Genomic DNA, 21334 nt, shown 5'->3' with positions numbered 1-21334 from the left:
ATAACTGAAAAATAAGTAGATTAAATCATTGAAATAAAAATAATAGAAAAATAAAAATAAAAAACTAATCATCAACATAATCAATGTCAATGACTGGTTTAAACTCATCAATCATATCTTCACGCATTATTACACGAATGACTGGAGTTTTTTCTGTTTTAACCTCAATAACAACTTTTTTGGAAGATTTGCCATTGGACTTTTTAGGTTTGCTAAATTGTTCATCTCTCTTTTTGATGATTTTTTCAGACAATTCTTTATTTTCAGAGTTTTGTTTTTCTAACTCCAATAAAGCAGAATTTATAAAATCGAGTTGTTCTTGAGATTCTTTAGGTAATTTTGATTTGGTTTTGGATGTGAAATCATCTAGAACCTTTTGAAGATTTTGAACATCATCTTTCCCTTGTTCTTCCTCATTCAAATTGGATTCGTATTCTTCAAGTGCCCTTATCTCAGCAATTTCTTTCTTGATCCAATCATCATAATAATGAGGAGGTTCATATGGATTCAATGGATTGACACCCTCATATAAAAAATAAGAAGTTACTTCATAAACCATTTCAGCATTTTTAATGGCCTTACTTTTAGAAAATCTCCTAGAATTGTTAATGGCTCTTTGACTATTCATTCTTATTTCCCTAATGTATAATCCAATTTCTGAAGCTGTAGAATTTAATTTGCATACTTTATCAATAAGCTTATCCAAATCGTCATCATTATCTGATTTTACAATTGTCCTTAAGAGAATTTCAAGAATGTTATTTGATATGATAACTGAATCGTTATATTTTTCATTTACAATAGCCAAATCCATTTTTTTACATTCCTCATATAAAGGAAGGTAATTGTCCTTTAAAAAGAAAAAATTTGGGTTTAATAACTTCATACTCTCCATATTCATTCACCATGAAAAAAAGAAAAATGTGGGAATCACCTATTCAAATTGAATTAAATCTTGAGCATCACCATAAACAACATCAAGCCCACACATTGATGGGACATAATTTGCAGCTTTTGCAGAGTTTACGCCAATTACTTCAAAACCCATGTCTTCAATTGGAGCTACAACCATACATGTATCACAAACAATGTTTCCCCCAGCATCTTCAATTGTTTTAGTATAGCCCATCCTGTCAGCAGATGCTTTCACACTAATAGAAGTACAGATCCATAGCTTGTTTTTGATAGTTTTTCCATTAACTATATTAGCTACTTGCTTTATTTCTTCTAAAGAAGCATGAGGACATCCTAAACAAATTAAATCCGGTTCCTTATCAGTTGTTGTTAGACTTTCACGAGTCTGTAGAATATCTTCTTTTGTGACTGTCAAACTTTGAGATGCATTAACTTTATCAGCATGCGCATATTCAGGAGTTACATTCTCAATATGATATAGTGCAACTGAACCTGAAGAAGCAAGAGCAGCACCAAGAGTCTTTAAATCATTGTTATCAGGGATATTATTTAACGTGAAATATGGAACGTCTCCTCCAACATTCTGGCCAACAATATATCCCAATGCTCCAAAATCAGCCCCGGATAATTCAGTTTCAACATCAATTATCCAATTAGCCACCCTATTTTCCTTAAGATGAAAGCCATATAATGGAGTTTTACCTACAATAGCCGCAGCCAATGCTCCTGGACCCCCTTCACGATTAGTCCTAGCACCGATAACTGAATTGACAAAAGCTACTGCTGAAGATTCTGACCATGAGATATGATCTCCAAATCTTGGAACATTACCTACAAGATATGGAGTGCAAGTGCATGTTTTTGTAATTCCAAGTTTTCCATATGCATCAACAATTTGATTTTGCTTAATTGAAAATTCTTCAGGAAAACCGAATTTATCCCAATTATCCAAATCTGTTCCTGGAGGATTTAAAGTAGAAGTTATGGTAGCAACACCCCTATCATCCTTTGCAAGGTCTTCCAAATATTCCAAACCCGCCTGTCCGATTGTTTTGTATGAAACCCCAGATACTTGTGCTGATGTAATGTCTACAAGTTCCGGTGCACCATAAATATCGCCCAAAGCTACTAAAATGTCCATACTTTTACGGATAGTTTCACCATACTCCCCATTACACATTTCCTCTTCCTTTTTAGTCAAATGCATAAACTCACCCTAACTATTTTCTAACTGATAATCAACAATTTCATCTACAAGACGAAGGAAATTGTCCTTTGCTTCATAAGGAATCATAGCTCCAGCAGCAATATCATGACCGCCACCTTGACCTGCAAAGTTTTTAGATGCATCTTGAAGAGCCTGACCCAAATTCACACCTTTTTCAACCATGTCACGAGTAGTCCTTCCAGAGATTTTAATATCCTTATATAATCTAGATAATCCTAAAACAGGTTTAGAATTATCAAATATTTCGGCAGATAACCCAATACTAGCAATTGTTCCCATAACTGCCTTCAATACTTTGTCTTCGCTATATAAATATTGTATTTTATTAAGTTGTTGAGCGCCTTCTCTTTTAGCCCATTCCAAACCTTTAACAATTTGTTCACGATATTTGCGCTGTAAATCAACAGCAACATCTAAAACTCTTTCACGTTCACCAAGAGCGATGCCCAATGCGGTTCCAAATTTTTTATTTTTTCCACAAGCGTCCAATATGTAAGCATACTCTTCCAAATCTCTTAGTAAGGGAGTTTCTTTTGGAACTGTATAACACAAACCAAAAATATCTTCATTGACATTCATAAGAGCATCTTTAAGTAGATCTTGTTCTTCTCCTTCCAAATCAGTGAATTTAATACCATATGACAAATTCATTTTTTCTAAAAATTCTCTAGCACCAGTTAAATCACCTGTTATTCCCGGCAATGGTGGTGAGAATGTATAAGCTAATGACTTATATAATGGTTCGCTTGACTTAGAAACTATTTTAAGACCCTCATGAATCTCCAAAGTTCCACTTTCCTTAGCATCTTCAACTATTAGTTTATTCATGCCCATGAAACCATCTTGACCTTGCATATCTCCAAATGCACCGATCAAAGCAAAATAAGCTAAATGTTTTTTATTAAGGCCTCTAGCTACCAAATAGCTAGCTCCTGCCCCACTTAATTCTTTACTACCATCAACTCCAAATAAATGAGGATTTACATGAACCAAATTACTATCAGGTTCTGCATCATTTACCTGATGATGATCAGCAATTATTACGTCACTTTTGAAAGTGTTAAGTTCTTTAACATAAGCACTTCCCATATCAGTAAAAATAAATAAAGAAGATTTATCACTTCTTAACTTATTAATCTCATCTTCTTTAAGACGAGGAATAATAGTAACGTGATATCTCATCTTCTCTTCTTTTAAAGCGTTGGCTAATACCGCAGCTGCTGAAATTCCATCAGCATCGTTATGAGAAACTAATCTTATAACATTATCTTTATCGATATGCTCTTGAAGCATATCACTAGCTTCTTTAGCTCTATTTAACAAGGAGTGCTGCTTGTTGTGGATTATATCTCCAACCTTCTGGTAATTCTCCTTCTTTTACGTAGTATGAACCTAATCTTCTGATTCTTGATTCAATAATTGTTAAACCTCTTTTGGAGTGTAAATCTTTAGGGTTTTCACTTAAGTGGTCTCTGATGTTTACAGCTCTTCTGATTAAGTTCATTAAGTCTTCAGGATATTCTTGAGCTTGACCATTTCTTTTTAAAATTTCGTTGATTCTTTCACCAGTTACATCTTTAACACTAGGGATTCCATAAGTATCTCTTAAGATGATACCAATTTCACTGGTGGATTTACCTTCTTTGGTGAATTTTAAAATCATTTCTTCGATTTCTTCGTTGCTGTAAGTTACCCAATCTGGTTTTGCCATAATAATTCCTCTCTAAGTTTATAAATTATACAATAAGCCCAATAATTAATTACTCTTTAGAATACCATTTGATAAATTTCTCTAAAGAATTTTTTCTATGTGAAAACTGATTTTTTTCCTCTGTAGTGAGCTCTCCAAAAGTTTTGCCTTCTTCTGGCACATAAAAAATTGGATCAAAAGCGAATCCTAAATTGCCTTTTTCACTAAGAGCTATTTCTCCACTGACTTTGCCTAAAAAGATCTTGGGCTCAGAATTGGGGGCGCAGTACCCAATAACTGACCTGAATTCGGCATATCTATCGTCAGCATCTTCTAAAAGCTTCAAAATCCCCTCATTTCCCAATGTATCTTGCACATATGAGGAATAAGTTCCAGGGAAATCTTTAAGAGCTCTTATAAATAAACCAGCATCTTCCACAATCACAGGTTTATTTAGCTTACGACAAGCATATTTTGCACCCGATATGGCCACTTCTTCAAGAGTTCCTTGAGGTTCGCAGTAACCTAAATCAATATGCTCTAGTTTAATGTCGTAATCTTTAAAAATATTCTCTGCTTCTTCTACTTTATGTTTATTCCCAGTAATAAATGTTATCATTAAATCACCTAATGAGTATATCTTCCTCTTGATTCGATTTCCTTAATTTTTTTAATAATATTATCATTATCGTCACTATAACCTTTCAAAACAATATCAAAAATGTGATTGGCTATTTTTTGATCAATGCTTTGAAGAGACTTTTTCAAAACCAGCAAATCAACTGCCTTGTCTTCAAACAGATCAGAATATCTTCCAAGACCAAAGTCTAGAAATACCAGTTTGCCATCAGAATCAACTAAAATGTTTGAAGTTGTAATATCTCCATGAATAATATTTTGATTGTGTATTTTGGCTATATTTTGACCAATTTCAAAAGCCAAATCATCACTACCAATATTTATAATGTCTTTAACCATTTTTCCATCAATTTTTTCCATCAATATAACTTTTTCATCCAAATTAACATCATACAAAATAGGAGATTTGACTCCAGCCCTTTTAACATCAGATAATAATTTGGCTTCAAGCTTGGTTCTTGATTTTCTTATCTTATTATCGATTTCAGGAATACGGTAATTTTTAGGAACCCTATTCTTTGAAACTACATTTTCATCCAAATATTTGCCTTCCAAAATATTAGATTCCGCACCTTTTGCAATTAGGCCATTGGCTAATTTTAAATAAGATTTTTCATTTAAAACCCATGGAATATCAACCTCATCGGTCCTAAATCTCTGAATTATTTCAGTTTTGTCCATATCCATTGGACCAAAATGATTATTCATTAAAATGCCTAACCAAGCTATCATAACACCATTGTCACCGCATAACTTCATTTCAGGCATGTAAAACTTAGCTCCCTGTTCTGTCGCCATTGTATTAAGCATTTCACGAAGCCTGCTATTGGCAGAAACACCTCCGCATAACATTACTTCATCTTTTTGAGTATGGGAAAGTGCCCTTTCTGTAACTTCAACTAGCATTGCAAAAGCAGTTTCCTGCAAAGAATAACAAATATCTTCAATAGGAGTGCCTTTTTGATGTTCTCTCAAAGCTGCAGACAAAAGTCCTGAAAATGAAAAATCCATTCCTTTTACACTATAAGGCAAATCAACATAGCTCCCTTTTTTAGCTAGCTTTTCAATAACAGGACCTCCAGGATGACCCAATCCGGTTTCACGACCAAAATGATCAAGACAATTCCCAATAGCAATATCCAATGTTTCGCCAAATATCCTATATCTTCCACTTTCAAATGCTATAACCTGACTATTTCCACCACTAACATAAAGAGTAACAGGATTAATTGCTCCAGTATCAAGTTTTCCAATTTCAACATGACCAATACAATGATTAACACCAATAATTGGCTTATTAAGAGACAATGCCAAACTTCTTGCAGAAGTAGCAACTATCCTTAAAGCAGGCCCCAATCCAGGCCCCTGTGAAAATGAAATTAAATCAATGTCATCATATTCTATCCCAGCCTGTTCAATAGCCTCAGGAATTAATTTTGGAATCCATTCAGCATGATGTTCTGCAGCTATTCTTGGATGAATTCCTCCCTTTTCCGGAAATAGCTGACGACCAGCCATCCCTAAAATATTTCCATCACTATCAACAATCCCAACGCCGGTTTTTTCAGCTGTTCCTTCAATTCCTAAACTAATCAAAATAATCACTAAAAATAAATATTTAATATAAATATTGTAATTTAATTTAAATATACTTTAACAAAATGTTAATCTAAAAATTAAAATAAAAAAAAGAAAGGATATTTAAATTTAACTTAAAACAGCCTCTAATTTATCTTTATAAGCATTAGCTTGATCTTGAACATTGAATGTGTTATAAATCGCTTCTGCTATTTTTTCAATATCTGCATTGGATATTTGAATATTATATTTTTGTGCTGTTTCATTTACTACATCAACTATTGACTGCATATCAGTGATATTTTGTTTTTCCACCTCTCCTTTAACATCATCTACAATTTGAGATATTTGGTCCGGATTGGCATTTGTATTATTCACTACTTCAGCCTGCACATAGATTTCTTCATTAGCCGCTTGTTTAACCTCTTGAGGGATTTCCACATTGGTTGCTTTTTCATAACAACTCATTACACCTGCAAGAGCAGATTCCCCAGTAGCGGAAATAGGGCTTGTTACATAAACTATACCTTTTTGAATACCAGCTGATTCTAATGCTGAAGCATACATTTTAGCAGTTACTAAAGTTATTTTTGAAGAGTCCACTGTAACTTTAAGATTATCTCCCTGATTCAAATCTACTAAAGCAGAAGAAAATATCTGGTTTGAATTATAAGTTTTTCCACTTATGCCCTGTGAGATTGCATTTACCTGACTAGCACTAATTACTTCAGTATTTGCATTTCCAAGATTTGTATATCCTTTGCTTGCGAAGTAATTGTTTACAGAATTTACATATTGTTGATTTGCATAAGTTGTCTCACCATATGTAACTACCAGGTCAGGATTTGAATTTCCGGCAATTGCAGATGATGCACATACAGCAGTTATAATACATATTGTAAATATTAAACCAATTGTTAATTTACGCATTATTATCACCTATCAATCTATTAAGTTTCATTTTATATAAATATATGTTTAAATTGTTGTTAGAAATTTATTACATATTGTTTTCAAAAGTAATATTAAGTTTAAAAACCAATTTATAAATATGGGATTTTATAGTAATAGTACTCCAGCATATCGGAGAATAAATGAATTAACCGGAGACATTCATCTCTGTGAAGATTTTAAACAGGAAATTGAAGCTAGAGGAATTCCTTTATACAAAGCATACAGTATACAGAAAAGACTTCTTTTTGAAGCAGAAGAAGAAAAGCTAAAAACCAAAGAAGATGTCGATAAAAGAATAATGGAACTTTTAGACGAAAATACTAAAAATGACATAACCTCAGATTATGCTAATAAATGTAGCACATGTGAAGGAGCTACAAAAATTCCTCCAATGCCAAAAGAAGTTACAAAACCAAAAGGATTTGTTTCAGGACTTCCACCTAAAGAAGAAATATTTATTCCACCAAAAGGTCGCGATTTAGCCAAACAAAATGAAATGACCGACAGAGAACTATTAAATAAAATTGCCCTACAAAATGAAAAAATTATCAATCAAAATAAATTAATACTTCAAGAATTAAGAAAATTAGGTAATAGGTGATTAAGTGATCGATGGAGTAACAACATACGGATCTACTGATTTAATAGAGGAAATACAACATACAGAACCTGTTTTTATTTGTACTATAGGAACTACTGAAACATCCAGAATAGAAGGAATTTCTGGTGCGGGAGCGACCCCTGAATTAACCGAATATACTCCCGCAGCTGATGTGGAATTGATGGTTCTTGGGCAAGTAAGATGTATGGAAGAAATAGCACAAACAGTTATTGGTGAAGCTGCAGCGCCAACACCTGCAGTTCTTACAAAAGCAGCACTGGAATTGGCTGACATCCCATTTGTAATTGTAGACGCTGGATCTAAAATAAAACCTGAAATCGAATGTATGCGTCTTGGAAATGATTATGGAAGAGACATTAGAACTGGAAAAGGTGTTTTAAACCCTCTTGAAATCTATGAAAACGGGAAAGACCTTGGAGAAAAACTTGGAATGTTACATGACAGTTTAATAATTGGTGAAAGCATAGCTGCCGGAACCACCACCGCATTAGGCGTTCTAAAAGCATTAGGTTATGATGCGGACGGAAAGGTAAGCGGTTGTATGCCAACAAATCCCCATGATTTGAAAACCTCTGTTGTGGATGAAGGAATAAAAAATTCAGGAATCGAACCTGGAAAATGCGATGCATTTCAAGCAATAGGTGCAGTTGGAGATCCAACCTTAGCAGGAATTGCAGCACTGGTTTTATCTAGTGGAAATACTCCCATCATATTAGCTGGAGGAACCCAAATGGCAGCTGTTTGCGCAGTCGTGAAAGCAATTAAACCTGACTTCGACTTTTCAAGAGTGAATATAGCTACTACCATATACGTAGCAGAAGATGAAACTGCAAATCTTTTAGATTTACTTAATCAAATCGATCCAGAAATTTCATTACATGTAGTTGACCCTAAATTTGAAGAATCAGAAGATCCTGGAATAAGATTATACACAGAAGGTTTCATAAAAGAAGGAGCCGGAGCTGGAGGTGCAATGTTTACTGCCCTTATGAGAGGAGCTAGTGTAAAAAGCTTAAGAAGCAAAATAGAAAAAGTTTGTCAATTAAAATAAGTATTTAATTACTTATTTTACTATTTTTTAATTTGAAATAAAAAAAAGATAGCTCAATTAGAATATATGAGCTACAGAACCTAAGAAGATTATAATACCAATTACCCAACAGTAGTAACTGAATATATCCAAACTTCTTTTTTCGATTAATTCTAAAACGCATTTAATAGCTATATAACCTGCAATAAATGCTGCAAAGAAACCTAATAAAATAGCTGCAACATTAGCATCCATTGCAGCACCAATATCCTTTATCTGAAATATTACAGCACCAACAATAGCTGGAATGGACAATATGAAACTGAACTTAGCGGCGAATTCCTTATTTAGACCAAGAACAAGACCTGCAGCAATGGTTGTACCAGAACGTGAAAGTCCAGGCAATACCGCACAAGCTTGACCTAATCCCATAAATAAAGATTCTTTAGCTGAAATATTTGCAAAATCAATATCTCCCTTATCCATTCTTTGAGATAAGTACAAGATTGTACCTGTTACAAATAAAAAGAATGCTGGAACATATAAAGCGCCACCAAACAATGCATCCACTTGGTCTTCAAATAAGATACCGACAATTCCTACAGGAACAGAAGCTAAAATAACATACCATGCCAATCTTTTATAAGGATCCTCATAGATTCCTTCTCTAAACCTACCTTGAAGAAGATCGCCGATGCTTAACCACCAAGCTTTAATCATTTTATAGATGTCAGCATAGAAAAATAACAGAACAGCTATTAAAGATCCTAAATGAAGAAAAGTATCAAAAGCAAGATTGCTTTCAACACCCAATGCTTTTTGAACAAAAATTAAATGAGCAGAACTACTTATTGGTAAAAATTCAGTTAATCCCTGGACAATACCAATAATAATTGCTGATAAAATATCCATCATTACACCATTCTAGAAATATTTTAACCAACCAAATTCATCGTCTTTTTTAGCTTCAACTATTTCAAAGAAAGTTTTTTGTAATTCTTCGGTTACTGGGCCTCTTTTTCCAATGCCTATTGATCTTCCATCTACACTCTTAATAGGAGTAACTTCTGCAGCAGTACCGCTGAAAAAGATTTCATCAGCAAGATAAAGTCTTTCACGACCGATGGTTTCTTCAACAACCTTATAACCAAGAGATTTTGCCAACTCCATGATTGAGTCTCTTGTAATACCTCTAAGAATAGAAGAACCTAAAGAAGGAGTGTAAATTACATCGTCTTCAACTACGAATATGTTTTCACCACTACCTTCAGCTACAAATCCTTGATAGTCAAGCATGATAGCTTCAGCATATCCATGTTCGATTGCTTCGAGTTTTGCTAATTGGGAATTCATATAATTAGCAGCTGCCTTTGCCATTACGGGCAATGTATCAGGAGCAGGTTTTCTCCAAGAAGATACGCCAACATCAACACCAATGTTCATACCTTCTTCACCTAAATAGGATCCCCATTCCCAAGCACCGATTAAAACATCAACAGGACAATTCAAAGGATTTACTCCTAATTCCCCATATCCTCTAAATGCAATTGGACGAATATAACATGATTTAAGGCCGTTTTCTTTAAGAATTTCAATTGTTGCATCACAGACTTCCTCTTCTGTGTAAGGCATGTCAATTTTATAGATTTTTGCAGAATCAAATAAACGTTCAATATGTTCTTCTAAACGGAAAACACAAGGACCCTTTTCATTGTCATAAGCTCTTATACCTTCAAATACACTTGTTCCATAATGTACAACATGAGAAAGAGCGTGAATTTTAGCATCTTCCCAGTCCACAATATTTCCGTTCATCCAAATTTTACTTGCTGTATCATCCCAAGCCATTATATCACATCAATAATTTATTATATTATAATATTAGCGATTATATTATTTAAAATTTCAATAAAACAATATAAAACCATTAAACAATAGTCGTAAAAAATATCTCATGCATAGCTATTTTATAAAATATTGCATGAATTAAGACAAATATCTAAAAAAAGTTAAGTTCGACAGCAAAAAATAAAAAAAATGAAAAAGTAGCGGTTAGCTACTTATTTTTCTGGTTTTTCCATTAATACGCATTTGTTACCGATGCAACCGTCACCCATGTGAGGGGTTCTGCATAAGGTATCGTTTGCTTTTTCGATTTCTCTTGCTTCAACAGCTAATTTTGCTGCAGTAGATGCCATTTCGTGTGCTGCTGCAACGATTGGGATGTATTTTTCAGAGTCTTGTACCATGAAACAACCTTTTACATCTAAGTCTGCAACTTTTGATGCAATTTCGTATGCTGCGTAAGCTTTAGCTTTTGCGTATGGGTTGGTGAATTCACCAGCTTCAACAGCTTTTTCAGCAGTAATTTTGAGTTTTGGTAATTCTACTTCTTCACCAGCTTCAACAGCAGCAATAATTTCACCAATAGTTTTTTGGATTAATCTGTAAGCTCCAGTTGCTGCTAATACTTTAATGATGTCAGAGTTGAAAGAAGCCATTTCAGTTGGGTCTAATAATTCTCTTCTAGCACCAATCATTGGGTCAGCGTTTACAATGATGTAACCTAAACCTTGTTCATCCATTTCATCAGCTACTCTTGCACCTGGTGCGTCACCAATGATGATTGCTGGTTTGTCAGCAGCGGATAAGATTTCTCTTGCTTTTGCAGGACCTGGTGCTCCTGGGTTAGGTGAGATGAAGATACAGAAATCTGGGTCGAAGTCAGCTATTTTAGGTGCTACTTCTTCTACTTGTTCTGGGTTCATTTTTGCTCCAGAACCTACTAATCTTACATCGATGTTAGGTCTGTCTGCTCTTTCATCTAAAATTAAGTCAATTACCGGAGAAGTTCCGATGTTACCACTTTTAATAATTCCTATTTTTACAACCATTTAAATCACTTTTGAGTTTAATACGATTTATCGTATGAATATAATTTTATAAGAAAATACATATTAAGTTTTTGATTTAATTCTCATATAATCAATTTTGATAAAAATAGGGTCAAAAATGAATAATATACAGTAAAAACGTGTTTTTATTAAACTAAATAAGAAAATATTGAAAATAAAGTAAAAAATAGATAAGAAAATGCAAAATAATGAATAAATAATTTTTAATTAAAAGAAAAAAATTAGTGGTTCCGACGAGATTTGAACTCGTGATCCCCTCGTTGTAAGCGAGGTATCATACCCCTAGACCACGGAACCAACAGACAACATTATTTAAGTATGATATAGTATATAAATCTTTTGGTTAAATAACCATATTTACTGAAAAAATAAAAATAATGGAAATTTATAACTTCCTATAAAACTCCCTTGGTACTTGGAATTTCATCATGCTCTATTTTAGTAGCTTCTTTAAGAGATTTAGCAAATGCCTTAAAAATAGCTTCAGCCTTATGATGATCGTTGAAACCTTTTGCAGAAGCATAAATATTAATTTTAGCTGCACTCACAAATGATTCGAAGAAATGAATAATAATATCAGAAGTCAAATCACCAATTTTCTCATTTTTAAAACTGATATCCATATTACAATAACTTCTTCCACTTATATCAACTGCTACAGTAGCTACTGATTCATCCATCGGAACAATTGCATCAGCCATTCTTTTGATTCCACGTTTATCCCCAATAGCTTTGTTGAATGCTTCACCTAAAAGAATGCCAACATCCTCAACCGTATGATGGTCATCGATTTCAACATCACCTATTGCAGATATATCCAAATCAAATCTGCTATGCTTTGAAAATGATTCCAACATGTGATTAAAGAAATTTACCCCGGTGTCAATATCGTATTTACCAGTTCCATCAATATTCAATTTTATCTTTATTTGAGTTTCAGAAGTATCTCTAGAAACTTCAGCCATTCTACACATAGTAATCACTTATTCTTCAGGAGCATTCCTTATTATTTTAATACAGTCTACAGGACATTCCATTGCACATAATGTACATACATGACAGTACCTTAAATCCAATACATGGGCAACATCCTTAATCTCCCAAATTTTAGCTGCTTTAGGACATATGTCATAACAGTTCCCGCAACCAATACATTTAGTTTCATCTACTTCGATTTTTAAAATAAAAATCCCCTCCCACTTTATTTATAATTTTAAAGTCGCAACAGACATTGCTTTAAATCCAATATAAACTTCTTTGCCGATAGTAAGGTTTAACTCTTTTTCTGCAGATAATGTAATGTCTGAGAAGAACTTTAAATCTCCTACAGCAATTTTAACACGAATAATTTCATTTTCAAGCTTCATTTCAACAATTTTACCTTTTAAAATGTTTCTAATACTAGAAGTACATGGCTCAGTCATGAGGAAAATATTGTCATAGCTAATAAGAGTTAATATTTTTTCTCCGGCTTCATAATTTTTGTTAGGGGGTGCATTAATTAAGTAATCTCCAATTTTAACTTTCATAACACCTTTTGATTCATCAATTGATGATACGATTGTTTCAAATTCATTAACATCGGTGTGTAATTCCATAATGGCGTTGATCTTTTTACATTCCTTTATAATAGAAAATCCATCAGGAGTAAGATCAGTTCCTCCCCCACCGCCTTTACCACCTTTAGTGGTACTAACGATTTTAATACCTAAAGAAGATTCTATTTTATCGATGTAATTTAAAGCTGTCCTATAGGACACATCTACAGATTTGGCAGCTTTAGTAATAGAACCTGTATTAAGAATATTTTCAAGTAACTTATATTGTTTATGATTTAATAAAAAAGACTCATCCCCAATATTAATCTTATATTCAATACCTGCCTTTACTTCAGTCATTTTTTCACCCATCCATTAAGTAAAAATATATTTTTATCATTTAAATAAATTGTCTTATTCATTTCTAAATTGAATTTTTACAATAATATTCAATATCTTATTTAATATTTTACCTATAGGGCCAAATTTACCAGTGAATCCTCTTAAAGTAGCTATATCCTCTTCCTGGAAGAATTTACATAGAATTAATGCTCCCAAATAGATGAAAGGACAGGAAACAATACCAATAAATAAACCAATAATAGTTTTTGGAATAATAATTGCTATAATTCCCATTATGATTGAAGCTAAAAATATCTTAGCAACAGGCATTATTGGAGGTTTTGTTTTGGTAAGTTTGAATACGAAGTACAAAACCGGAATCATCATAGCGAAACAGGCAATGGTGGTTGCAAGAGCCCCACCTGCAATTCCGATTGCTGGAACCATATACCAATTAAGAATAGCAGTCAATATTGCCCCAAATACTAGAATATACATCGGAATTCTCGGATTTCCAATACCCTGAACAATACTGGTTGAAATTGAAAATATTGAATAAAATGTCATACCAATAGCTAAAATTGCCAATGCAGATGCACCAGTAACATAGGCAGGATTTGTAAAGTAGAACAGTCTTAATGTTGGAGCTGCAAATAAAGCAATTCCGATACACATTGGAACTACAAATAGTAAAGAATACTTATAAGACTCTGAAACGTACCTATTCAACTCTTTTTTATTTCCAGAACTGAAAGCCTCTGAAGAAGCCGGCAAGATGGTTGTTGCTACTGAAATGGAAATCATCAAAGGCAATCTTGAAATAGGATCCGCAGCTGCAAAAAACCCGATTGAATCTGCAGTTAAAAAACGGCCCATTACCAAGGTACAAATATTATAAATTCCCATTTCCGCAATACCAGTGACAATAACCGGAATAGCAAACTTAACTAACATAACAGCCAATTTCAATTCATCCTTACGTGAAAATACAAAATCAGGACTGGCAGGGGGAATATATTGACCCATTTGATATTTGAATAAATAAACTGCAATAACACATGAAACAGCGAAACCTAAAACAGTACCCCAAAGAGCCCCAACAGTTGAAAGACCTATTAAAACAAAGGCTGTAGCAAAAAGAATCATACCCAACTGTTCGGTTGCACGAGTATAAAGGATATACTCCATCTTATAAACCCCTTGGAATGCACCTCTAAATGCTCCAACAATTACACTAAATGGAGTTATAAGCCCAACAATCTGCAGAGGAACAAGTGCAATAGGTTTTTGAAGATAGACATAGGCAAGCCATGGAGCAGCAATAAAAATCATTATAAAACCAAAAAACACACCTAAAAAAATCATTATTTTTAAAGAGGTATAAATTGTCTGACGAGCTAAATCTTTTTGATCTGTGGCCTCATATTCGGCAACATACTTAGCAATAGCTGGAGGAAGTCCTCCTGCAGACAAGGTTTGAAAAATACCCTGAAAAGGAAGTGTAAGACCTAAAATACCATACATGGTGGGGCCTAAGAGAGTTGCCATTAAAAAACGATAAATGTATCCTCCTAAACGGAAAATAATATTTCCAAGAAATATAATGAAACTTCCACGAATCAATTTATTCGCCATAAATTAGTGCTCCATAAGTTTAGATTATAATAAATTAACTTAATTTTAATATATAAATATTATCAAATTCTGTCCAAAAAGGTGGAAAAAAGCTAATTAAAAAAAAAAGAAAAAAATAGAATTAGAAATTAGGCCTAATCTTATTTAGAAAATCTTTAAATTCCTTAACGGTCCTCTCAAGAGATTCAAAACCGTATTTATCATCTTTTACTTTATCCAAAGAATCCTGAGACCAGAAGGAGGCACCCAAATTAGCACCGTAACCACCACCACTGACTGGAATTATCCCATGAATCATATAATAAGTGATTATCTGCAGATGAGCTGAACTTTGGCCACCGTCACGGTCACCGCCAACAGCTATGCTCATACCTATTTTTCCACGAAGCAAATTGATGTCCACAGCTTCCAAAGCTCGAGTTCTCTCAAAAATTGATAAAGTTTCAGCACTAATTCCTCCTGAATGAAGAGGAGTTGCAAAAATAAGACCGTCAGCTTCCTTGAGACCTTCATAAACTTCAGTCATATCATCCTTGTTAACACATTCCTTATGAGTCATGCAATAATCGCAATGCATACAAGGAGCTATTGATTTTCCGGCGCAACTAAACAATTTGGTTTCAAAACCGTCATTTTTCAAATTTTCCAAAGCTTTTTCAAGAACATATTGTGTTGTATCATTTCTTGGACTTCCGCATATACCATAAATTTTCATAATCACACATCCTTTTTAAGAAGTTTAATATAACTATTGAAAAAGTACTATAAAAATATTATATAATATAACTGCCAAAAATTAAACATAGTATATTTAATTACATGGTGGTTATTAGATGAGAATTTTACTTATCCATTCCGATTATTTAAATTATAATGTGAAAAACAAGACCCCAGTAGCTGAGGAAATTGAAGAAGCTAAAAAATCTGGTGCTTTTGATGAATCCTTAGTTGTTTTTACTGCGGTTGAAAAAGAAGACGAGAAAAATCCAGAAGCAATTGTTAGAAACTTAGTTAAAGAAGTTAAAAAGGCTAATGAACAAGTTAAAGCTGAAAACATTGTTTTATATCCATACGCTCATTTATCTTCTTCTTTAAGTTCTCCAAAAGTGGCTGTTAAAATCTTAAAAGATGCTGAAGAAGCGCTTTTAGATGAAGACTTGGAAGTTAAAAGAGTACCATTTGGATGGTATAAAGCATTTGAAATATCCTGTAAGGGACACCCATTAAGTGAACTTTCAAGAACAATCACTGCAGAAGAAGATGTGGAAGGAGAAAAAGAAGAGAAAAAACCTTCCACCTGGTCTATTCTTGATGGAGACAAAGTATTGGATATTGAAGGCTTTGAATTTGACAATGATCAATTTGAAAAGCTTGTTCAATATGAGCTTGGTGAAGGTTCATCAGATGAAGGAGAACCACCACACGTTAAGTTAATGAGAGAAAAAGAGCTTTGTGACTATGAAATTGCATCTGATGTAGGTAACCTCAAATGGTTCCCTAAAGGTCGTCTTGTAAGAGATTTGCTTTCTGATTATGTTTACAATTTAGTAGTGGACCAAGGAGCTATGCCAATCGAAACTCCTATCTTCTATGATTTGGAAAATGAAGCGATTAACGTTCATGCTGCTAAATTTGGTGAAAGACAGTATAAAACCGATACCAAAAAGAACCTAATGCTTAGATTCGCATGTTGTTTCGGTGCATTTAGAGTGATGGCTGACTCTTTCCTGACCTGGAGAAACTTACCTGCAAAATTATATGAACTTTCAACCTACAGTTTCCGTTTTGAGAAAAAAGGAGAAGTTGTTGGACTTAAAAGATTAAGAGCATTTACCATGCCTGATTTCCATAGTTTCTGTGCAGATGTCCCTGCTTCCTTAGAAGAATTCTCAAAACAAACTGACATGTGTATCCAGACTGGAATTGACCTTGGAGTAAACTATGAAGTAATTTTCAGAGCTACCCAAGACTTCTTTGACGAAAATAAAGACTGGATGTACAGCATAGGTAAAAAAATTGGAAAACCAGTTTTGCTTGAAATCCTACCTGAAAGAAAACATTACTGGGTTTGTAAAGTAGACTTTGCAGCTATTGATTTCCTTGGAAGGCCAATTGAAAATCCTACTGTTCAGATTGATGTTGAAAGTGGTAAAAGATTTGATATCACATACCTTGGAGAAGATGGTAAGGAACACAACCCAACCATTCTTCACTGTTCCCCAACAGGAAGTATTGAAAGAGTTATCTGCAGCTTACTTGAAAAAACTGCTATTGAAATTGATGAAAAAGCACCAATGTTACCAACCTGGCTAAGTCCAATCCAAGTTAGAGTAATAACTGTCGGAGAGGCACATAAAGAGTTTGCAAACAAATTAGCTGATGAGATTTTTGCTGCAAATATTCGTGTGGATGTAGATGACAGAGACGAAAGCGTAGGTAAGAAAATAAGAAATGCCGCTACAGAATGGATTCCTTACACCTTTGTAGTAGGTGACAACGAAATGGAATCTGGAAATCTCACAGTTACCGTGCGTGAAACTGGAGAAAAAGTAGATATGACAGTAGACGAATTAATAGATGCAGTTAAGGAAGCAACTAAAGGAATGCCTTACAGAGGACTACCATTGCCTAAAGACATTTCCAAAAGAATTAACTTCCAATAATTTTTATATATCACGAAAAATAAAATAAAAAATGTATAATAAATGGAGGAAACTAAATGTACAATATAGGAGAAGCTCTCATCGGAGACGGTGACGAATTAGCTCACATCGATTTAATCATTGGTGACAAGGAAGGTCCAGCAGGACAAGCATTTGCTAATGGATTATCCAATTTATCTGTAGGACATACTCCTTTGACCACTGTAATTAGACCAAACTTAATGACAAAACCAGCTACTTTAATTATTCCTAAAGTAACTGTAGAAGATTTAGATGGTGCAAGTAAAGTATTTGGGCCAGCACAAACTGCTGTAGGTAGAGCAGTTGCAGACGCTGTTGAAGAAGGATATATTCCAAAAGAAATTGTAGAAGACATTGTAATTAACGTAAGTGTATTCATACACCCAGCAGCAAAAGATTACAGAAAAATATACCAATACAACTATGGAGCAACCAAATTAGCTATCAAAAGAGCTATGGAAGGTTACCCATCAATTGAAAAAGTACTTGAAGAAAAAGATCGTGGAACTCATCCAATTATGGGCTTCAAAGTACAAAAACTTTGGTCTCCACCATACTTACAAGTTGCTCTTGACTTAGACAACTTAGATGTAATGGAAAGAATCATTAATGATCTTCCAGACAAAGAAAGAGTTCTTCTTGAAGCAGGAACACCACTCGTTAAAAAATTCGGTGTTGGAGTTGTTTCAAAAATCAGAGAATTACGTCCAGACGCTTTCATCATTGCTGATTTGAAAACCTTAGACGTTGGACGTGTAGAAGTAAAAATGGCTGCTGACGAAACTGCAGATGCTGTAGCTATTTCTGGTCTTGGAACCACTGAATCAATCGCTAAAGCTATTCAAGAAACTCAAAAACAAGGTATTTACTCCATCTTAGATATGATGAATGTAGATAACTTTGAAGACAAATTAATCGCTCTTCCAGATGATTTAAAACCAGATATTGTATTATTACACAGAAATGTAGATTTAGAAACATACCTTGCTGAAAAAGGTGAAGACACTAGTGACTTATCTGCATGGGGTAATATTCCAGCAATCAAAGAAATTATTGACGGCGGATTAGTCGCTGTAGCTGGAGGAATCACTCCTGACAATGTTGAAGAAGCTCTCGATAAAGGTGCTGACATTATTATTGCAGGAAGATACATTATCGGTTCTAGAGATGTAAGAAGATCTGCACAAGACTTCCTTGCTCACTTCCCACCTGATCCTGATAATATGAGACTCGCATTAGATGAAGACGAGCAAGTGGAAATTGAAGAAGACAAAGATTAATTATAGGGTTTAAACCCCTACTATTTTTTATTTTTTATATAAGGTGTAATTATGGGATTTTGTAATTCTTGTGGTAAACCTATGGGAAAAAAAGATTATGGGACCAATGAGGATGGTAGCCCAAATATGGATTATTGTAATGATTGTTTTCAAAATGGAGAATTTACAGAACCGGACATCACTCTTAATGAAATGATTGTAAGAAAATCAAAAGAAATGATGGCAAAAAATCCTAATTTAAGAGAAACAGAAGCTACTGGAATCACTACAGGATTTTTACCAGGATTAAAACGTTGGTATCAAGAACCTGATTATGATGAACTTTAATCTGCTTTCTTCAATATAAATTTTTTATATTTATTAGCTAAGTAGACATCCCTTTTTTTATTTGATTTGTATTCTTCCAATTGGTTGTTTAAATCATCATATTCAAGTAAAAGATCATCATACTTTTCTTCTACTTTTTTAAGGTTATTGTACTTGTCGGATAACTTTTCATAATTTTCAAAAATATTGCTGATTCTTTTTTTATACTCATCATTCTCTTCGCTGAGTTTTTTATTTGCCGCATTTAAGTCTTCTATTTCTGAAACTGACTTATTATATAATTCACTATATTTGGAATTATCATCATTTAGCTTATCTAAATCTTTATTTTTCTCTGAAAGTACAAAATTTTGATTTTCAAGATATCTTATCTTATCAATAGCTTCCCTATATTTATCGTTTATGTTATCAAGTTCTTTGGAAAATTCTTCACTGCCCTTGTTCAATCTATTCTCAAAATCCATTAGCTTATTACGAAGAACATTATTCTCATTTTCTATAACTCTCAAATTATCAGTTAAACGTTGATTTTCTTCTTTGATAGCCCTATATTTTTTATTGGCTTTCTTTTTACTCTTTTTAATAGATTTTAAATCTCTACGAAGAGCTTCTGCTTCGTTTTCTTTAGATTGATTAATTAATTTGAACTCATTAAATTTCTCTAAAAGGGACTCGTGCTCCTTTAGAAGCTTGCCGTATTCCTCTTCCTGAGTGAGGTCATGCTGTATTGTGCTTGTCTTTAGGTTATTCAAACTAGCTACAAGTTGTTCATTTTTCTCAAGGAGCCTGTTGTAATCTTCTTTTAAAGCATTGTATTCTGATTTAGAAACTTCATAGTTTTGGGAAAGAGCATCATATTCCCCTTGAATATTATCGTTGCCGGATTTTAACTCTTCAATTTTCTGTTTAAGTGTTTCTAATTCTTCAACTATTCCATCATATTTCTCTTTTAAGATAATGTATTCTGTCACTAGCTTTTCATGTTCACTTGAAATATCGTCGTTGAATGATTTGAGCTCTGATATTTCCGCATTGCAAGACTCTAATTTTTTGCTAACTTCATCATATTTTCCAATAAGTTCTGTGTTTTCATAAATCACATCACCGTATTTCTTAGAAATATCATCATATTCTTCCTGAATGTCAGCATTGAATTTTTTTAATTTGTCTATCAATACATTAGAGGATTCAATTTCATTAACAAACCTTTCGTTTTCTTCTTTTAGGTTGTTGTTTTCGGCCAAAATAGATTTTTGTTGCTGATCAAGAGCCTGGTTTGAAGATTTGAGTTGGGTAATGATGTCGTCTGAGGATTTGTAATCTTCTTGAAGTTTCAATAGCATGTCGTTTAAATCTTCTTTAGAATTAAGTAGAATATCATATTCTGCTTTTAAATCCTGATATTGGATATTTAAGTCTACATATTCAGGATTAGATGAAATATCCTTTAACTGATTAATTTTCTGATCCTTTTGTTCCAATTCTTCCAATAAAGATCTAATCTCAACATTGTGAATATAGTCGGCAATTTCCAAGGCAGCCAATTGATCTTCATTATCCTGAATTAATTCCTGATCGTCTTCAGAAATTATCAATACATTTTCGCCGTTTTCAAAAATGTTTTCTTGTTTTGGAATATTTGCCTGAATTTGTTCTGTCTTGTATTTTTTCTTTTCACCGTTTTTCAATGTTCTACTATATTCCCTTGAATATTTCTTAATAGTACCCTTTGCAACACGCATATTAAATCCTCAATTATACTTTTATAGTTTATTTAATATTATTGTTTCTAAAATTTTAAAAAATGTGTAACTTATAATTGATGATGTAGATTTAATGGAAAGTTTTTATGGGAAAATAAGAATTATTAAATTTCATTAAAGAAATGATTAATTAAAATAATACTTTATTAAAATATACCAATAATAATGAAGTGAATAATTAAAATTATCGACTA

At 33.3% G+C, this 21334-nt stretch carries 21 protein-coding genes and 1 tRNA gene; 5 read left to right on the top strand and 17 right to left on the bottom strand.

Annotated elements, in window-relative coordinates; genetic code table 11:
- Positions 1 to 64 precede the first annotated feature (64 nt).
- From Q4P18_RS00275 to Q4P18_RS00245, 7 genes are all read right to left on the bottom strand, one after another.
- Complete coding sequence (locus tag Q4P18_RS00275) at positions 65 to 895, bottom strand: hypothetical protein (RefSeq protein ID WP_303334328.1); 831 nt, start codon at positions 893 to 895, stop codon at positions 65 to 67.
- Between the two features lie 39 nt (positions 896 to 934).
- On the bottom strand, positions 935 to 2122 hold the full coding sequence (locus tag Q4P18_RS00270; RefSeq protein ID WP_303334326.1) for an aconitase X catalytic domain-containing protein: 1188 nt from the start codon (positions 2120 to 2122) through the stop codon (positions 935 to 937).
- Between the two features lie 9 nt (positions 2123 to 2131).
- The gene (locus Q4P18_RS00265; RefSeq protein ID WP_303334324.1) at positions 2132 to 3466 is read right to left on the bottom strand and encodes a DHH family phosphoesterase; all 1335 of its coding nucleotides are present in this window, start codon (positions 3464 to 3466) and stop codon (positions 2132 to 2134) included.
- Positions 3456 to 3854 (bottom strand): 30S ribosomal protein S15, encoded by a 399-nt coding sequence (locus tag Q4P18_RS00260; protein WP_303334322.1) that lies wholly within the window; start codon positions 3852 to 3854, stop codon positions 3456 to 3458. The genes Q4P18_RS00265 and Q4P18_RS00260 overlap by 11 nt, the downstream gene beginning before the upstream one ends.
- A gap of 49 nt (positions 3855 to 3903) precedes the next feature.
- Positions 3904 to 4452, bottom strand: coding sequence for an XTP/dITP diphosphatase (locus tag Q4P18_RS00255; protein WP_303334320.1), 549 nt, complete (start codon positions 4450 to 4452; stop codon positions 3904 to 3906).
- Between the two features lie 8 nt (positions 4453 to 4460).
- On the bottom strand, positions 4461 to 6077 hold the full coding sequence (locus tag Q4P18_RS00250) for a bifunctional N(6)-L-threonylcarbamoyladenine synthase/serine/threonine protein kinase (RefSeq protein ID WP_303334317.1): 1617 nt from the start codon (positions 6075 to 6077) through the stop codon (positions 4461 to 4463).
- Between the two features lie 102 nt (positions 6078 to 6179).
- On the bottom strand, positions 6180 to 6980 hold the full coding sequence (locus Q4P18_RS00245) for a DUF1002 domain-containing protein (RefSeq protein WP_303334315.1): 801 nt from the start codon (positions 6978 to 6980) through the stop codon (positions 6180 to 6182).
- A gap of 121 nt (positions 6981 to 7101) precedes the next feature.
- Here Q4P18_RS00245 and Q4P18_RS00240 point away from each other — a divergent pair, with 121 nt between their 5' ends.
- On the top strand, positions 7102 to 7605 hold the full coding sequence (locus tag Q4P18_RS00240) for a hypothetical protein (RefSeq protein ID WP_303334313.1): 504 nt from the start codon (positions 7102 to 7104) through the stop codon (positions 7603 to 7605).
- 4 nt (positions 7606 to 7609) lie between these two features.
- On the top strand, positions 7610 to 8677 hold the full coding sequence (gene cobT, locus Q4P18_RS00235) for a nicotinate mononucleotide-dependent phosphoribosyltransferase CobT (RefSeq protein WP_303334310.1): 1068 nt from the start codon (positions 7610 to 7612) through the stop codon (positions 8675 to 8677).
- 57 nt (positions 8678 to 8734) lie between these two features.
- On the opposite strand, the gene Q4P18_RS00230 is transcribed toward cobT, so the two are convergent.
- The 9 genes from Q4P18_RS00230 to Q4P18_RS00190 all read right to left on the bottom strand — a co-directional run bounded on the left by Q4P18_RS00230 (position 8735) and on the right by Q4P18_RS00190 (position 15801).
- Positions 8735 to 9568: an undecaprenyl-diphosphate phosphatase gene (locus Q4P18_RS00230; RefSeq protein WP_303334309.1), complete on the bottom strand. Its 834-nt coding sequence runs from the start codon at positions 9566 to 9568 to the stop codon at positions 8735 to 8737.
- Positions 9569 to 9580: 12 nt separating this feature from the next.
- Complete coding sequence (locus Q4P18_RS00225; RefSeq protein WP_303334307.1) at positions 9581 to 10504, bottom strand: branched-chain amino acid transaminase; 924 nt, start codon at positions 10502 to 10504, stop codon at positions 9581 to 9583.
- 212 nt (positions 10505 to 10716) lie between these two features.
- On the bottom strand, positions 10717 to 11550 hold the full coding sequence (locus Q4P18_RS00220; protein ID WP_303334305.1) for a F420-dependent methylenetetrahydromethanopterin dehydrogenase: 834 nt from the start codon (positions 11548 to 11550) through the stop codon (positions 10717 to 10719).
- 246 nt (positions 11551 to 11796) lie between these two features.
- Positions 11797 to 11868, bottom strand: a tRNA-Val gene (locus tag Q4P18_RS00215).
- A gap of 98 nt (positions 11869 to 11966) precedes the next feature.
- Entirely contained in the window at positions 11967 to 12545 is a 579-nt protein-coding gene (gene hisB / locus Q4P18_RS00210; protein ID WP_303334304.1) for an imidazoleglycerol-phosphate dehydratase HisB, read from the bottom strand.
- 9 nt (positions 12546 to 12554) lie between these two features.
- The gene (locus Q4P18_RS00205) at positions 12555 to 12746 is read right to left on the bottom strand and encodes a 4Fe-4S binding protein (protein ID WP_303335144.1); all 192 of its coding nucleotides are present in this window, start codon (positions 12744 to 12746) and stop codon (positions 12555 to 12557) included.
- A gap of 30 nt (positions 12747 to 12776) precedes the next feature.
- Positions 12777 to 13469, bottom strand: a complete 693-nt coding sequence (locus Q4P18_RS00200) for a TOBE domain-containing protein (RefSeq protein WP_303334302.1) — start codon at positions 13467 to 13469, stop codon at positions 12777 to 12779.
- 54 nt (positions 13470 to 13523) lie between these two features.
- Positions 13524 to 15086 (bottom strand): flippase, encoded by a 1563-nt coding sequence (locus Q4P18_RS00195; RefSeq protein WP_303334300.1) that lies wholly within the window; start codon positions 15084 to 15086, stop codon positions 13524 to 13526.
- 121 nt (positions 15087 to 15207) lie between these two features.
- Entirely contained in the window at positions 15208 to 15801 is a 594-nt protein-coding gene (locus Q4P18_RS00190) for a flavodoxin family protein (RefSeq protein ID WP_303334298.1), read from the bottom strand.
- 118 nt (positions 15802 to 15919) lie between these two features.
- Here Q4P18_RS00190 and Q4P18_RS00185 point away from each other — a divergent pair, with 118 nt between their 5' ends.
- From Q4P18_RS00185 to Q4P18_RS00175, 3 genes are read left to right on the top strand one after another with little or no spacing between them, the layout of a single operon-like run.
- Entirely contained in the window at positions 15920 to 17749 is a 1830-nt protein-coding gene (locus tag Q4P18_RS00185; RefSeq protein WP_303334296.1) for a threonine--tRNA ligase, read from the top strand.
- Between the two features lie 56 nt (positions 17750 to 17805).
- Entirely contained in the window at positions 17806 to 19050 is a 1245-nt protein-coding gene (locus Q4P18_RS00180) for a bifunctional 5,6,7,8-tetrahydromethanopterin hydro-lyase/3-hexulose-6-phosphate synthase (protein WP_303334294.1), read from the top strand.
- Positions 19051 to 19101: 51 nt separating this feature from the next.
- Positions 19102 to 19377, top strand: coding sequence for a zinc ribbon domain-containing protein (locus Q4P18_RS00175; RefSeq protein ID WP_303334292.1), 276 nt, complete (start codon positions 19102 to 19104; stop codon positions 19375 to 19377).
- Here Q4P18_RS00175 and Q4P18_RS00170 read toward each other — a convergent pair.
- A complete protein-coding gene (locus Q4P18_RS00170) occupies positions 19374 to 21119 on the bottom strand; it encodes a hypothetical protein (protein WP_303334290.1) in 1746 nt (581 codons plus the stop codon). The genes Q4P18_RS00175 and Q4P18_RS00170 overlap by 4 nt on opposite strands.
- Between the last annotated feature and the right edge of the window lie 215 nt (positions 21120 to 21334).

It is taken from the genome of Methanobrevibacter sp. (assembly GCF_030539665.1).
Classification (GTDB): Archaea; Methanobacteriota; Methanobacteria; order Methanobacteriales; family Methanobacteriaceae; genus Methanocatella.
The sequence above is the reverse complement of the archived record's forward strand: the minus strand, read 5'-3'. Positions and strand labels throughout refer to the sequence as shown.